The sequence below is a fragment of the Acidobacteriota bacterium genome, from assembly GCA_012729555.1.
In the GTDB taxonomy this organism is placed as follows: Bacteria; Acidobacteriota; UBA6911; order UBA6911; family UBA6911; genus UBA6911.
This window is the reverse complement of record JAAYCX010000015.1, coordinates 49,888-64,819: the sequence shown is the minus strand read 5'-3', so window position 1 is coordinate 64,819 and position 14,932 is coordinate 49,888. Positions and strand designations below refer to the sequence as shown.

The 14,932-nt window shown below is 66.6% G+C and carries 8 protein-coding genes; all 8 read right to left on the bottom strand.

Going from position 1 to position 14,932, the window contains the following annotated elements; all coding sequences use genetic code 11:
• Positions 1-34: 34 nt before the first annotated feature.
• A complete protein-coding gene (locus GXY47_04535) occupies positions 35-1,456 on the bottom strand; it encodes a glutamate synthase subunit beta (protein ID NLV30403.1) in 1,422 nt (473 codons plus the stop codon).
• Positions 1,449-6,002: a glutamate synthase large subunit gene (gene gltB / locus GXY47_04530; protein ID NLV30402.1), complete on the bottom strand. Its 4,554-nt coding sequence runs from the start codon at positions 6,000-6,002 to the stop codon at positions 1,449-1,451. The genes GXY47_04535 and gltB overlap by 8 nt, the downstream gene beginning before the upstream one ends.
• 83 nt (positions 6,003-6,085) lie before the next feature.
• Positions 6,086-7,618, bottom strand: coding sequence for a sigma 54-interacting transcriptional regulator (locus GXY47_04525; protein ID NLV30401.1), 1,533 nt, complete (start codon positions 7,616-7,618; stop codon positions 6,086-6,088).
• A gap of 443 nt (positions 7,619-8,061) precedes the next feature.
• Positions 8,062-9,018 carry a hypothetical protein gene (locus tag GXY47_04520; protein ID NLV30400.1) on the bottom strand — a complete coding sequence of 319 codons (957 nt, stop codon included), beginning with the start codon at positions 9,016-9,018 and terminating at the stop codon, positions 8,062-8,064.
• Positions 9,019-9,102: 84 nt separating this feature from the next.
• A complete protein-coding gene (gene mfd, locus GXY47_04515; protein ID NLV30399.1) occupies positions 9,103-12,585 on the bottom strand; it encodes a transcription-repair coupling factor in 3,483 nt (1,160 codons plus the stop codon).
• 7 nt (positions 12,586-12,592) lie between these two features.
• Positions 12,593-13,075 (bottom strand): D-glycero-beta-D-manno-heptose 1-phosphate adenylyltransferase, encoded by a 483-nt coding sequence (gene rfaE2, locus GXY47_04510; protein NLV30398.1) that lies wholly within the window; start codon positions 13,073-13,075, stop codon positions 12,593-12,595.
• A 63-nt stretch (positions 13,076-13,138) separates the two neighbouring features.
• On the bottom strand, positions 13,139-14,074 hold the full coding sequence (locus GXY47_04505; GenBank protein ID NLV30397.1) for a hypothetical protein: 936 nt from the start codon (positions 14,072-14,074) through the stop codon (positions 13,139-13,141).
• Positions 14,071-14,889 carry a TIGR00159 family protein gene (locus GXY47_04500; GenBank protein NLV30396.1) on the bottom strand — a complete coding sequence of 273 codons (819 nt, stop codon included), beginning with the start codon at positions 14,887-14,889 and terminating at the stop codon, positions 14,071-14,073. The genes GXY47_04505 and GXY47_04500 overlap by 4 nt, the downstream gene beginning before the upstream one ends.
• Positions 14,890-14,932 lie beyond the last annotated feature (43 nt).

Sequence of the window (14,932 nt, the reverse complement as noted above, 5' to 3'; positions counted from 1 at the left end):
CCCCGGGGGCGAGGCCCCCGGGTGCGCTCCCCGGTCAGCGCCTGCCCGTGAGCCGCCCGAGGTAGCGGTCGACGGCCTCGGCCGCGCGGCGCCCCTCCGCGATGGCCCGGACCACCAGGGACTGCCCGCCCTGCATGTCCCCCGCGGCGAAGATTCCGGGGACGGTCGTCATGAGGGCCTCATTCGTTGCGATGCTTCCCCGACCGTCCAGTCCGATGCCGGTTTCCTCGAACATCGGGTTGGGCGCCGCCCCCGTGAACCCCAGCGCCAGCAGGACGAGATCCGCCTCGAGGGTGAAGTCGGAGCCCGCGACCGGATCGAACCGGGGGGGCGCCCCCACCCGGACGGCGTGCAGGTGCGTCACCTTTCCCCGGGAGTCCCCGCTGAAACGGGTGGTGGCGGCGCCCCAAAGGCGCACCCCCCCCTCCTCGTGCGAGCTTTCGGTGCGCAGCATCCGGGGCCAGAGGGGCCAGGGGGTCTCGGGCGCCCTTTCCACCGGGGGTTCCGGGAGAATTTCGATCTGGTGGACGGAGAGCGCCCGCTGGCGGTGGCAGGTCCCGAGGCAGTCCGCGCCCGTGTCCCCTCCTCCCAGGATCACCACCCGCTTCCCGGTGGCCTGGATGTCGTCCCCCGGGTCGACGCGGTCGCCGGCCGAGCGGCGGTTCTGCCGGACGAGGAAGTCCATGGCGAAATGGATCCCCCCGAGTTCCCGGCCGGGAAGCGTGAGGTCCCTCGGCCGCTCCGCCCCCCCGGCGAGCAGGAGCGCGTCGAATTTCCGGCGCAGCCCCTCGAGCGGCACGTCCACGCCGACATGGACGCCGGTCTCGAACGCAATCCCCTCCTCCCGGAGCTGTTCCAGCCGGCGGTCGATGATGTCCTTGTCCAGCTTGAAGTCGGGGATCCCGTAGCGCAGCAGGCCGCCGATGCGGTCCGCCTTCTCGAAGACGACGACGGCGTGCCCCGCGCGGTTGAGTTGCTGCGCCGCCGCGAGCCCCGCCGGCCCCGACCCGATGACGGCCACGCGCCGTCCGCTCCGGATTTCCGGGGGTTCCGGGCGGATCCACCCCTCCCGGAACGCGCGTTCGACGATGGCGTTCTCGATCGTCTTGATGCTCACCGCCGGTTCGTTGATCCCCAGCACGCAGGCGGCCTCGCACGGGGCGGGGCAGACCGTTCCGGTGAATTCGGGGAAGTTGTTCGTGCTGTGGAGCGCGCGGATGGAGTCCCGCCAGCGGCCGCGGTAGACCGTGTCGTTCCAGTCGGGGATGAGGTTGCCCAGGGGGCACCCCCAGTGGCAGAAGGGAACGCCGCAATCCATGCAGCGCGCCCCCTGGATCTCCAGTTCCTCCTCGGGGAGGCCCTGGTAGACGGGAAAGAAGTCCCGGACGCGCTCCGCGACCGGCCGCCTCGGGGCGGTAGTGCGTTCATATTCCAGGAATCCCGTTGCCTTACCCATGGATCTCCTCCCTTTGCCCGTCCTGCGCTTCGGCCCCCCCGGCGAGGGCCCTCCTGTACTCGTGCGGGAACACCTTGACGAATTTCGGGGCGAGCGAGTCCCACTCCCCGAGGATGCGCCCGGCGCGCGGGCTTCCGGTCAATTCCCGGTGCCGCTCGACGAGGCCCCGGACAAGCTCCGTGTCCGCCGCGTCCATGGGGACCAGGTCCACGCCCGCGCGGTTGCAGCGGGTGGCGCCGAAGGTGCCGTTTTCATCGAGCACGTAGGCGAGGCCGCCCGTCATGCCGGCGGCGAAATTCCTCCCGGTCTCCCCCAGGACGACGACGGTCCCGCGCGTCATGTATTCGCAGGCGTGGTCGCCGACCCCCTCCACCACGGCGACGGCGCCCGAATTGCGGACCGCGAAGCGTTCCCCCGCCATGCCGTTGAAAAAAGCCTCCCCCCCGGTGGCCCCGTACAGGGCCACGTTGCCGATGATGATGCTCTCCTCCGGGGCGAACGCGGACCCCCCGGGGGGGTAGACGACGATCCTCCCGCCGGAGAGCCCCTTGCCGACGTAATCGTTGGCGTCCCCTTCGAGCGTGAGGGTGATCCCGTGGGCCAGGAAGGCCCCGAAACTCTGTCCCGCGGAGCCGGAGAAATGGACGCGGATCGTGTCGTCCGGGAGTCCCGCCGACCCGTGGCGCCGGGCGATTTCGCCGCTCAGCATGGCGCCCACGGTGCGGTGGGTGTTGCGGACCGGCAGCTTCATCCCTACGGGAACGCCGGTTTCGAGAGCCTCGCGCGCATGGTCGATCAGGGTGTAGTCCAGCGCCTGGTCCAGGCCGTGATCCTGCCGGGAGAGGCAGCGACGGCCGACCCTCCCCGGGACCGGCGGGTTGTAGAAGATGGAGGAGAAATCGAGCCCCTTCGCCTTCCAGTGGTCGATCGATTCCTGGATGTCGAGCATGTCCACGCGGCCGATCATCTCGTCCAGGGTGGCGAACCCCATTTCGGCCATCAGCTCCCGCACCTCCTCCGCCACGAAGAAGAAGTAGTTGATGACGTGCTCCGGCTGACCCTTGAATTTCCGGCGCAGCCGGGGGTCCTGGGTGGCGATGCCGACGGGGCAGGTGTTGAGGTGGCACTTGCGCATCATGACGCAGCCCAGGGCCACCAGGGGCGCGGTCGAGAAGCCGAATTCCTCGGCCCCGAGCAGGGCGGCGACGACCACGTCCCGCCCCGTCTGCAGCTTGCCGTCGGTCTGCAGCCTTACGCGGCTGCGCAGGTCGTTGATGACCAGGACCTGCTGGGCTTCCGCCAGCCCCAGTTCCCACGGGATTCCCGAATGCCGGATGGAGGTCAGAGGGGAGGCCCCCGTGCCGCCGTCGTGGCCGCTGATCAGGATGACGTCGGCGTGCGCCTTGGCCACCCCCGCCGCGACCACGCCGACCCCGACCTCGGCCACCAGCTTCACCGAGATGCGCGCCTGCGGGTTGACGTTCTTCAGGTCGTAGATCAGCTGTGCGAGGTCCTCGATGGAGTAGATGTCGTGGTGCGGGGGGGGGGAGATCAGCTGCACCCCGGGGGTGGAGTGGCGCACCCGGGCGATCACCTCGTCGACCTTGTGCCCCGGGAGTTGTCCCCCTTCGCCGGGCTTGGCCCCCTGGGCCACCTTGATCTGGAGCTCCTCGGCGTTGACCAGGTAATGGGCGGTGACGCCGAAACGGCCCGAGGCCACCTGCTTGATGGCGCTCCGGCGCCAGTCGCCGTCCGGGTCCTTGAGGAAGCGGGCTTCGTCCTCCCCCCCCTCCCCCGTGTTGGAGCGGGCGCCGATCCGGTTCATGGCGATGGCCAGGGTTTCGTGGGTTTCCTTGCTGATGGAGCCGTAGGACATGGCTCCCGTGGCGAAGCGACGGACGATCTCGCTCGCCGGCTCGACCTTTTCGATGGGGAGCGCGTGCGCCGCCTTCCTGAGCTTCATCAGCCCCCGCAGCGTCGAGCGCCGGCGGCTCTGATCGTTGATGAGGCGGGAGAACTCCCGGTATTTTTCATAATTCGACGAGCGCACCGAGTGCTGCAGGCTGGAGATGGTCTCGGGGTTGAAAGAATGGTATTCCCCCCCGGTCCTGTAGTGGTATTCCCCGCCCATTTCGAGCTCCGCCTCGGAGTCGGAGGTGGCCCGGAAGGCGAAATCGTGCCTGGTCTTGACCTCGTCGGCGAGCACGTCGAGCCCGACCCCCTCGATTCTCGAAGGGGTGCCGGTGAAATAGCGCTCGATGACCGACCGGTCGAGCCCGATCGCCTCGAAAGCCTGGGCCCCCTGGTAACTCTGCAGCGTCGAGATCCCCATCTTGGACAGGACCTTCAGCAGCCCCTTGTTCACGGCCTTTTCGTACCGGGCGATCGCCGCCGCGGGCTGGAGCCCCTCCGGCAGCCATCCGCGCCGGTGGAGATCCTCGATCGATTCCAGCGCCAGGTAGGGGTTCACGGCGCTGGCGCCGTATCCCAGCAGGAGGGCGAAATGCATCACCTCCCGGGGCTCCCCCGATTCCACGATGAGGGCCACCTGGGTCCGGGTCTTTTCGCGGATCAGGTGGTTGTGGACCGCGGTCAGGGCGAGCAGGCTGGGGATGGGGGCATAGTCTTCCTCGATCCCGCGGTCGGAGAGGATCAGCATCGTGTACCCGGACTCGATCGCCAGGGAAGCGCGCCGGCACAACCCGGTCAGGGCCCTTTCGAGTTCCCCCCCCCCGCCGCCGACGCGGAAGAACATCGGGAGGGTGGTGGCCAGGAAATCACCCCAGGAAAGGCGGCGCAGTTTTTCGAGATCGTGGTTGGTCAGGATCGGGTGGCCGAGCTTCAGGGTATGGCAGTGCCGGGGGGTTTCCTCGAGGAGGTTGCGCTCGACCCCGATGAAGCTCGTGAGCGACATCACCAGTTCCTCCCGGATCGGATCGATGGCGGGGTTGGTCACCTGGGCGAACTGCTGCTTGAAGTAGTTGAACAGCAGCTGGGGCCGGTCGGACAGGCAGGCCAGCGGGGTGTCGATTCCCATCGAGCCCACGGGCTCCTGCCCCTCGGACGCCATCGGCGAGAGGATCCTGCGGAGCTCCTCGTGGGTGTATCCGAACTCCCGCTGCCTCTGGAGGATCGATGCGAACTCGGTGGGATGCCACCGCGGCGGATCGGGAAGGTCGTCGATCGTCGTCTGGTTCTCCCGGAGCCACTCGGCGTAGGGGCGCCGGCGGGCCAGCCGGTCCTTGAGTTCGGCGTCGGGGATGATGCGCCCCTCCTCCATGTCCACGAGCAGCATCCGGCCGGGCTGGAGCCGGCCCTTGAGCCGGGTCTCCTCGGGCCGGGCGGGGAGCACCCCCGCCTCCGAAGCCATGACCACCATGTCGTCGCTCGTGACGACGTAGCGGGCGGGCCGCAGGCCGTTGCGGTCGAGCGTCGCCCCGATCACGCGGCCGTCGGTGAAGGCGATGGCCGCGGGCCCGTCCCACGGTTCCATCAGGGAGGCGTGGTATTCGTAGAAGGCCTTTTTGTGCGCCGGCATGGTGTCGTCCCCGTCCCAGGCCTCGGGCACCAGCATCGCCATGGCGTGGGGCAGGCTGCGCCCGGACATCACCAGCAGTTCCAGCACGTTGTCCAGGATGGCCGAGTCGCTCCCCCCGGGCATCGCCACCGGGAACAGCTTCCCGATCTCCTCCCCGAACAGGGGGGAGGCCAGGATCGACTGCCGCGCCTCCATCCACCCCAGGTTCCCCTTCAGGGTGTTGATCTCCCCGTTGTGGCAGAGCATGTGGAACGGGTGGGCCAGCTTCCAGGCGGGGAAGGTGTTGGTGCTGAAGCGCTGGTGCACCAGGCAGAGGGCGCTCTCGGTGAGGGGATCGGCCAGTTCCCGGTAGAAATCGCCGATCTGGGTGGCCAGCAGGAGTCCCTTGTAGACGATGGTCCTCGAGGAGAGGGACGGGATCCCGAAAGAGTGCCGGTCGCGCAGGTCCGACCGGTCCACCTCGGCTTCGATCCGCTTGCGGACGATGTACAGCCGGCGCTCCAGCGACCCGGGGTCCATCCCGGGGGCGCGCCGGATGAAAACCTGCTCGATGTAGGGCTGGGTGGCGCGGGCGACTCGGCCGATGGCGCCGGCCGACAGGGGGGTGTCTCTCCACCCCAGGAGGTGGAGCCCCTCCTCGCGGATGACGCGCTCGACGATTCCCTCGCACATCAGCCTCTGGTGCCGCTCCACCGGGAGGAACATCATGCCGACGCCGTATTCGCCCGGCAGGGGAAGGGTGAACCCGCAGGAGGCGCACTCGCGCTCGAAAAACGCGTGCGGGATCTGGATCAGGAGCCCGGCCCCGTCCCCGGTCACGGGGTCGCTGCCGCTGGCCCCCCGGTGCTGCAGGTTGACCAGAATCTGGATCCCCTTCAGGATGATGTCGTGCGACGGCACCCCCTTGATGCTGGCGATGAATCCGAGGCCGCAGGCGTCCCGTTCAAACGCCGGGTCGTACAGCCCCTGCTTTTCCGGAGTGCCCCCGCTGCCGTAAGGCTCTTTCATTGGAGCGAACCCTTTCTGTCCAGTAAGACACAGGACCGCCGGAACCCGGGTCCTCCCCGGCCCTCCCGGTCCCCCATAAAAAATTACTTGCGGAACCGACCGCAATCAATCGCGTATTTTTTGACCTTGTAATTCAGGACGCGCTCCGTCGTGCTCATCAAGCGGGCGGCGCGGCTGCAGTTGCCCCGTGTCGTCTTCAGGGCGTCCAGGATGAGGTCCTTCTCGTAGGAGGCGACGGCGTCTCCGAGCGACACCTTGACTACGGTTTCGCTGGCCTCGGCGGTCTGGAGCGTCGGGGGGAGGTGATGCGCGTGGATGACGTTGCCGTCGCAGACCAGCACCGCCCGTTCGATGGTGTTTTCCAGTTCGCGGACGTTTCCGGGCCAATGGTAGCTCATCAGCATGTCGATGGCCGGGGTGGAGATGCGCCGGATGTTCTTGGTGTGTTCCTTGGTGTACTTCTCCAGGAAGAAATCGGTGAGCGCCATGACGTCGGGCTTGCGCTCCCTCAGCGGGGGGATGAAGATGCTGAATACGTTCAGGCGGTAGTAGAGGTCTTCGCGGAAAGTCCCCTCGGAGATCGCCTTCTCGAGGTCCTTGTTGGTCGCCGTGATCAGCCGGGCCTTGATCTTGATGGTTTCCGTGCCGCCGAGCCGCTCGAACTCCCGTTCCTGGATGACGCGCAGGAGCTTCACCTGGGTCGTCGGGTTCAGGTCGCCGATCTCGTCGAGAAAGAGGGTGCCTCCCTCCGCCATCTCCAGGCGCCCCGGCTTGCGCGCGTGGGCCCCGGTGAAGGCGCCTTTTTCATAGCCGAAAAGCTCCGATTCGATCAGCGTGTCGGGCAGGGCGGCGCAGCTGACCTTGATGAAGGGCTTCTTGGCCCGGGGCGAATTGTAGTGAATGGCGTGGGCGATCAGCTCCTTCCCGGTGCCCGATTCGCCCCGGATCAGCACCGAGGTGCTCGTTCCCGCGACCTGGACGATCTGCTCGTAGACCTGGCGCATGCTGCCGCTGCTCCCCACCATGTTGGAGAAATCGTAGCGCTCGCGCAGTTCCTCCCGCAGCTGGGTGTTTTCCGCCACGAGCTTCCGGGTTTCGGCCTGCACGAGCCCTTCCACCCTCACGGCCTGTCCGATGATGCCCGCGATGACGCGGAGGAACTTGACGGTGCGGTCGTAGTCGCGGTCCTTCTTGAAGCGCATATCCACCCCGAGAGCCCCCACCGTCTTCCGTCCCACCATGATCGGGACGCAGAAGTAGGTCAATTCCTCCCGGAGCCCCTTCCGCTGGGCCGCGCGGTTGAGCAGCATCGGTTCCTTGCTCACCTGCGGCACGATGATGGGTTTGCCGCTCTCGACCACGCGCCCGGTGATTCCCTCACCGAGGCGGTATTGCGCCCGCTGCCCCTCGGCGCTGATCCCGTTGGAGGCTTCGATGTGCAGCCCGCCGTCCGCCCTCTCGAGCGTCACCGCGCTGCGGAACATCCCGTGGCGGCTCTCCAGGATCTCCAGCGCCCGGTGGAGCGAGTGCTTGAGATTCAGGGTGCCGGAAAGGGCCTGGTTCAGTTCCAGGAGGGTGGCCAGTCTCTGCGTCTCGGTGGACGGTTGTCGGCGCATGGAGCCTCTATTACAAAAATGTAAAAACCGAAACATCATCCTACCGAAGTGTGATACGGGCGTCAAGGCCCGGATCGCGCGAAATCTCCGGGCGGGCGGTTTCGGCCGGCGGTGCTTCCGGGGAGCTTCAAAAATTTCGTTTGTCTGTCCAAATATTTGGATTATGCTGGGGCGCCATTTCGGGCATTTCGGGACAGATTCTGGTTAATGCATTGCAGTAAAAGGAGATGTATTTCCGGTTCCCGGTTGATGCGGTTGGCATGGAATATGCTTCCAAGGCAGTGGTATTTTCAAAATCCAGGCTCTGGCCCTGAAACTTGGTTTTCGGCGCACGAAAATAATTCGCGGTCCCTTCCCGCGATGCCAGGGATTTTCAAGCGCTGAGGATTCAAGTTTAGGGCCGGGCTTGGCAGCCCTCCCCCTTCCCGGCAGACCGCTGCGACCTACTCCATTTCGGGGAAGATCTGGATGTAGGCCTCTTCGCGGAGCTGGGCGATGAAACGATCGTATTCGGGGCTGCGCTTCTGCTGGTACAGCTTGTTCTTGATCTCCTCTTTGACCTCTTCCAGCGGAAGCACCACGGGCGCCCGGCGGGCGTCCACCCGGTAGATCACGTACCCCTCTTCCAGCTTCGAGGGCCTGGAAACCTCTCCCTCAGCGAGTCCGGCGACGGCCTTGGCGGTGTCGGGATTGAGCTTGGCGCTGAGATAGGTCCCGATGCTCCCCCCCTTGTCCGCGGTCGGACCCTTGGAATACTGGCTGGCCAGAGCGGCGAACGGTTCCCCCTGCCGGAGCCGCCGGTACAGCTCTTCCGCACGGGTCTCGGCGGCCGTACTCCCTCCGGCGTCCGTGATCAGGATCTCGCTGAGGGTGATCTCCTCGGGAGTGGTGTATTCGGCCAGGTGGTTCTTGTAATACTTCTCGATTTCCGGGGTGAGAAGGCTGATCCGGGCGTTGATGAAGTCGTTGACCAGCTCGCCGGTGATGATCTGCCTCAGGAGAAGCTCGCGGTATTCCCTCAGGCTCTGCCCCTCGCGTGCCAGGGCCTCCTCGAGTTCGTCCGTGTCCTTCAGGTTGTTTTCCTTCATGACCCGCTGGATGTAATCGTCGACCTTGTCGTCGGCGTGGGCCTCGTATTCCAGCTCCACGGCCTTCTGGTAGATGAGCTTCTCCTCGATCAGCGCGTCCAGGGTGCCCTTTTCCGCCTTTTCCAGGGCCTGCTCGAGCGCCCGTCCGGAGTGCTTGGACCGCAACTCCCTGCGGACCGGCTCCATGTGGCGGTTGAGTTCGGACAGGGTGATGATCTCCTCGTTGACCTTGGCCAGAATCCGGTCCACCGTGCCCGATCGGGCAAGGGGGAGCAGGAGGAGGATGGGGAGGATGACGGAGAACTTCTTCATATCGGTTGCCCTTTATAGTCGATGAAAGCCTCAATCCTTCATTTTATCCCAAAATCCCCCGGACGGACAGCGGATTGAGCGTCCCTACAGCCGGATCTCCTCCAGGATTTCGTGAATCCGGTCGAAAACCTGCGCCGGGGGGAGCCGGGGCACGTCGAGCGTCAGCAGGCCCTGGGGCGAGAAGGTCGCCCGGCGGTTGCTCATGACGATCGCGAGCAGCTTCTGCGCGTCGACCCGGGAGTGGTCCGCGAAGCGGAAGAAGACCTGGTCCCGGTTTTTTTCGACCGACGGGATCTGCAGGGCGAGGATCTCCTGCCGCAGCCTGGCGTAGCGGAACAGGTTTTCCACCGGCTCGGGGTACTGGCCGAAGCGGTCGCGCATCTCCTGCCGGAGACCGTCGAGTTCTTCCGTGCCGTCGGCCGAGGAGACCCGCTTGTACATTCTCAGCCGCTGGCCCGAATCGGCGATGTAGGTTTCCGGGATGCGGATGTCGAGGTTGAGGTTGATGGTGGCGGCGATCTCCTCCTCCGGCTTTTCCCCGCGCAGTTCCTCCACCGCCCGCTCCAGCAGCTGGCAGTAGAGGTCGAAGCCCACGGTCTCGATATGCCCGTGCTGCTCCCCCCCCAGCAGGTTGCCGGCGCCGCGGATCTCCAGGTCCAGCGCAGCGACGCGGAATCCGGTTCCCAGGTCGCTGAACTCGCGGATGGCCGACAGGCGTTTGCGGGCGACCTCCGAAAGGGCCTCGTCGGAGGGGATGAGGAGATAGGCGTAGGCCCGGCGGTCGCTCCGGCCCACGCGCCCGCGCAGTTGGTAGAGCTGCGAGAGGCCGTACAGGTCGGCGCGGTCCACGATGAGGGTGTTGGCCCGCGGGATGTCCAGCCCGTTCTCGATGATGGTTGTGGCGACCAGGACGTCCAGCTCGTTGCGGACGAACCGGAGCATGATGCGCTCCAGTTCCTGTTCGTTCATCTGGCCGTGGGCCACTCCTATCCTGGCCTCGGGGATGAGCTGCTGTACCTTCGCCGCCGCGGAGTGGATGGTCTCCACCCGGTTGTGCAGGTAGTACACCTGGCCGTTGCGGGCCAGCTCCATCTCGATGGCGGAGCGGACGACGTCGGGGCTGTACTTGAGGACCGAGGTCTGGATGGCGAGCCGGTTCTTGGGCGGGGTCTCGATCGTGGACATGTCCCGCATCCCCAGCAGCGCCATGTTGAGCGTCCTGGGGATAGGGGTGGCCGTGAGCGTCAGCACGTCCACCCGCGTCTTCAGCCGTTTCAGGCGTTCCTTGTGGGTGACGCCGAAGCGCTGTTCCTCGTCCACGATGACGAGTCCCAGGTCCTTGAACTTCACGTCCCTGGACAGGAGCCGGTGCGTTCCCACGACCAGGTCGACCTGGCCCGTTTCCAGGTCCTCGAGGATCTGCTTCTGCTCGCGGGGGCTGCGGAAGCGCGACAGGAGCTGGATGCGCACGGGGAAGGCGGTGAAGCGCCCGACCAGCGTATTGTAATGCTGGAAGGCCAGCACGGTCGTGGGGGCGAGCACGGCCACCTGCTTCCCGTCCATGACGGCCTTGAAGGCCGCCCGCATGGCGACCTCCGTCTTGCCGTAGCCGACATCGCCGCAGAGCAGCCGGTCCATCGGCCGCGGCGCCTCCATGTCGGTTTTCACCGCCTCCAGGGCGTCCGCCTGGTCCCGGGTCAGCTCGAACTCGAAGGCGTCCTCGAACTCCCGCTGCCAGGCGGTATCGGGGGCGAAGGCATAGCCGGAGACCGTCTGGCGCTGGGCGTAGAGCTCGAGGAGCTCTTCCGCCATGTCCCGCATCGATTTCTTGATGCGGGTCTTGGTCCTCGCCCAGCTGGTGCCCCCCAGCCGGTCGAGGGTCGGGCGTGTGCCCCCCATGCTGCTGTATTTCTGGATCAGGTCGAGCCGCTCGACCGGGACGTAGAGCCGGGCGTCGTTCTGGTAGGTCAGCAGGACGAATTCCTTGGCCCCCTCCTGGAGCCCGATCGACTGCAGCCCCTGGAACATGCCGATACCGTGATCCACGTGGACGACGTAATCCCCCGGCTTCAGGTCGCGGAAATCGGAAATGAAGAGGCTGCGTCGGGCGGACTTGATTTTTTTGGGCCCCAGCCCGATGTCGGCCTCGTCGAAAACGTCCTGGCCGGCCAGCAGGCGAAGGTTCGACGCCGGCAGGAAGCAACCCGCGTGCAGGGCGCCCGTGCCGACGAGGACGCCGCCCCCGGGAGCCTCCGGCTCCTCCCCGCCGGGGCGGCAGAGGCGGGCGGGGATATCGTATTCCTTCAGGATGTCGTGGAGGCGCTCCGCGCGCCCGAGGTTCGAGAGCACGAAGGCGAGGGTTTCCCCCGCGGCGCGGAATTTCCCGATATCGGCGATCAGCTCCCGGATGTTGCCGTGATATCTGCGTGTCGGCTGGGATGAGACGTAGATCCGGGAGGCTTCGGGTCCCGCGACGCCGAGCTCCTCCAGTTCGAGCCGGTCGAAGCTCTCGAGCCCGGCGAAGAAATCGTCGACCGCGACGGAGAGCCGCTCAGGGGCGAGCACGGGCTTCTGTGCCTCCGTCCGGTCCACGAAACGCTCGTACAGGGCGGCGTGATGCCGCTCGAGCGCGTGGCGCACCGCCTCGGGCTCGACCAGGGCGAGGCGGGATCCGCGGACGTAGTCGAAAAGGGTGTGCTGGAGCGGATCCACGGCCGGCAGGAGAAACTCGAAGGCGGGGAAAGGCTCCCCGTGGCGCGCCAGCGCCAGCTCCTCCTCGAGGTGGGGCAGAAAGGGGGCTCTCCAGAGGGCGGGGGCTTCTTCCGCCCAGCGCCTGAGCCGCCCGGGCCCCGGGCAGTACTCCCTCATCGGGACGACCTGGAGCGCCCCGGCCCTGGCGGTGGACCGCTGCGAATCGGGGTCGAACAGGCGCATGGAATCGATCTGGTCCCCGAAGAACTCCAGTCGGACCGGCCGATCCAGGTTCGGCGGGAAGAGGTCCAGGATCCCCCCCCTGAGGGAGAATTCCCCCGGATCGGTCACGGGATCGTCTTCCAGGTACCCGGCTTCCCTGAGATGGGCGCACACGAGTTCCGGGGAGAGTTCCTCCCCCTCGGCGAGCGACAGGCAGCCGGCGAGGAAGCGCTCGGGCGAATGCATGCGGACCGCCGCAGCCTTTGCCGAGGCGACCAGGACCGCGGGGGTGTCCTGGAGCAGGCGCCAGAGCGCCCGGGCGCGGGCGGCGGCGATCTCGGGGTGGGGGGAGAGCCCCCGGTAGGGATCGACTTCGAGTTCGGGAAGATGGACGACCTCGGGCGGCGCGGGGGCGAGCAGGTCGAGGAAGAAGCGGAGCTCCTCGGCGAGGGTCTGCGCCTCGGCTCCGGAGGAGGTGATGACGGCGAGCGGGCGCCGCCCGCGAAGCGCCGCCCCGGCGAGGACCAGCGCTTTCGCCCCTCCGGCCGCTCCCGAGACGGTGGCGGAGCCCTCGCCCCGGCCGAGCGCCCCCTCCAGCCGCTCGAACGCTCCGCTTTGCAGCGCCGTTTCCAGTATCCGCTTCAGAGGAATCACCGCCCGCCTATCCGAAACGCTCGAGAACTCTTTGAATGATGTCCGTGGTGGAGACCCCCTCGGCCAGCGGGATGCGGCAGACGCGCCCCCCGGAGCCCTCGACCCGTTCCCGCCCGACGATCGAGTCGGAACTCCAGTCGGCTCCCTTGGCCAGCACGTCCGGGACCAGGAGGTCGATGACGGCCTCCGGGGTGGCTTCGTCGAAAACGACCACAAAATCGACCGGCTCGAGCGCGGAGAGGATCTCGGCCCGTTCCGCCTCGGGCATGACGGGCCGCGCCGGGCCCTTGATCTCCCGGACCGAACGATCGCTGTTGATCGCCACGACCAGCACGTCCCCGAGGGAGCGGGCCCGATGGAGCATGCGCACGTGTCCCACGTGCAGGAGATCGAAGCAGCCGTTGGTGAAGACCAGGGTCCGGCCCGATTTTCCCAGTTCGGCCCGGAGCCGGACCAGTTCCTCGAGAGTCTTCAACTTATGAGAGATCATGGCCGAGATCGAGGATAGCAGATGCCCCCGCGGGCTACAAGACGGGCGGAACCTCCCCGGCGGCTACTTCCCGCGTTTTACCGTGACCTCCGGAGGGTGGATCCCCTTGATGGCGAGGGCGCCGCCGAAATCGTCCAGGACCTGCACGGAGGGTTTCACCCTCCCGGGGAGTTTGGATGGATCGAGGACCCCGGTCCGGACGGAGGCCCGGAAGTTCGAGGCCCCCGTTTTGTCGATGACCTCGGGGGGGGCGAGGATCTGAATCGAAAGATGCCCGGGGGTCACTGAAAAGGCCTCGTTGTCCGCGGCCACCGCGACGTTGTTGATGGTGTGGGTCCTTCTGCGCGGACCGATCGCGATGTCGACCTGGACCGGCTTCCTGGCCGGCGTGCGGACCAGGCGGTCGGCGATGCTCAGGTTGGCGAAATACCGGACCGACTGCGTCTGGCCGCCGATGGAGATCGGTTCGGTCGGGATGTCGTTCAGGGAGTCGACCCGTGAACGCGGGCCGGAGATCAGGACGGTCGGGGGGTTCAGGGTCCTGCCGTACACCTCGAAGCCCTCAGGTGGGGATTCCAGCACCGGCACCACGACGGGCACTTCCCGGGATATGGTTTTTTCCAGGATGATGGAGACCCGGGCGGGGCTGACCTGCAGCACCCGGATGCCGGAACCCTTGGACACCTTCACGTGCTCCGGGGTCAGGGCTACGGTGTGCTCCCCCTCGCCGACCCCCTCGAGATCGATGACGCAGGAGGGGAGGAGCTTGCCGAACCACATGTTGGAAAAGGGCGCGCCCCGCATCGTCACCTCGACCGTGGTCGGTCGTTCGTTGACGATCTCCATCTGGTGGGCGACGCGGATCTCCAGGGGAACCGCGAGCACCCGCTCCGGGCCGGGTTCCCCCCGGACGAAGAGCCACAGGACCAGGGCCAGGAAAGTGGCGGTGGCCTTCAGGCTCCAGTTTTCCAGTGCGTATTCCCGAAAGGTCCTTTTCATGGTGCTTCCCGGCGCGGCTTCGGGCCCGGATCGGAGCCTCGGCCTTCCGTTTTCCCCTCGACGGCGGCGGAGAGCGCGGCGCGCAGTCCCGGGCCGTCGTAGTTGCGGGTGATGTTCCCCCCGATGGCGAGCGAAATCGTCCCCGTCTCCTCGGACACGACCACGGCGACGGCGTCGGTTTCCTCGGTGATGCCGATGGCCGCCCGGTGCCTCGTTCCCAGTTCGTTGCTGAGGTGCGGGTCCAGGGTGAGCGGCAGGAAGCACCCGGCCGCCAGGATCCGGTTCTTCTGCACGATGACGGCGCCGTCATGCAGGGGGGTGTTGGGATTGAAGATGGTGACCAGCAGGTCGTAGGTGATGACGGCGTCCAGGGTGATGCCGCTCTCGACGTAGTTCCTGAGGCCGATTTCACGCTCGATGATGATCAGGGCGCCGATACGGCGGGACGCCAGGTTGGTCGAGGCCTGGACGATCTCGTCGAACCCGCTTCCGCCCCGGTCCCGGTTGCGCCCCCAGATTGAGGTCTTCCCGATGCCGGCCAGGGCCCTCCGGATTTCACTCTGGTAGAGCACGATGATGGCGAAGACGATATAGGTGAGGATGTTCGAAAGCAGCCATTCCACCGCCGTCAGGTTGTAGAACCGGATGACCCAGTAGAAGCCGAGCAGGACGACGATGCCGAACGTCATCTGTACGCCCCGGGTCCCCTTCATGAGCAGGAGGAACCGGTAGAGGATATAGGCGACCAGTGCGACATCCACGAGATCCCGCACCGAAACCGGCGTAGACTGGAAAAATCCCGGTATGAAATCCATGAAACCGCGTCACCCCCGGAAAATGTTCTGGAGAGGGCCTGTT

Coding starts and splice junctions, on each gene's coding strand:
- GXY47_04535 (NLV30403.1), bottom strand. CDS start 1,456: ATGGGTAAGGCAACGGGATTCCTGGAATATGAACGCACTACCGCCCCG.
- gltB (NLV30402.1), bottom strand. CDS start 6,002: ATGAAAGAGCCTTACGGCAGCGGGGGCACTCCGGAAAAGCAGGGGCTG.
- GXY47_04525 (NLV30401.1), bottom strand. CDS start 7,618: ATGCGCCGACAACCGTCCACCGAGACGCAGAGACTGGCCACCCTCCTG.
- GXY47_04520 (NLV30400.1), bottom strand. CDS start 9,018: ATGAAGAAGTTCTCCGTCATCCTCCCCATCCTCCTCCTGCTCCCCCTT.
- rfaE2 (NLV30398.1), bottom strand. CDS start 13,075: ATGATCTCTCATAAGTTGAAGACTCTCGAGGAACTGGTCCGGCTCCGG.
- GXY47_04505 (NLV30397.1), bottom strand. CDS start 14,074: ATGAAAAGGACCTTTCGGGAATACGCACTGGAAAACTGGAGCCTGAAG.
- GXY47_04500 (NLV30396.1), bottom strand. CDS start 14,889: ATGGATTTCATACCGGGATTTTTCCAGTCTACGCCGGTTTCGGTGCGG.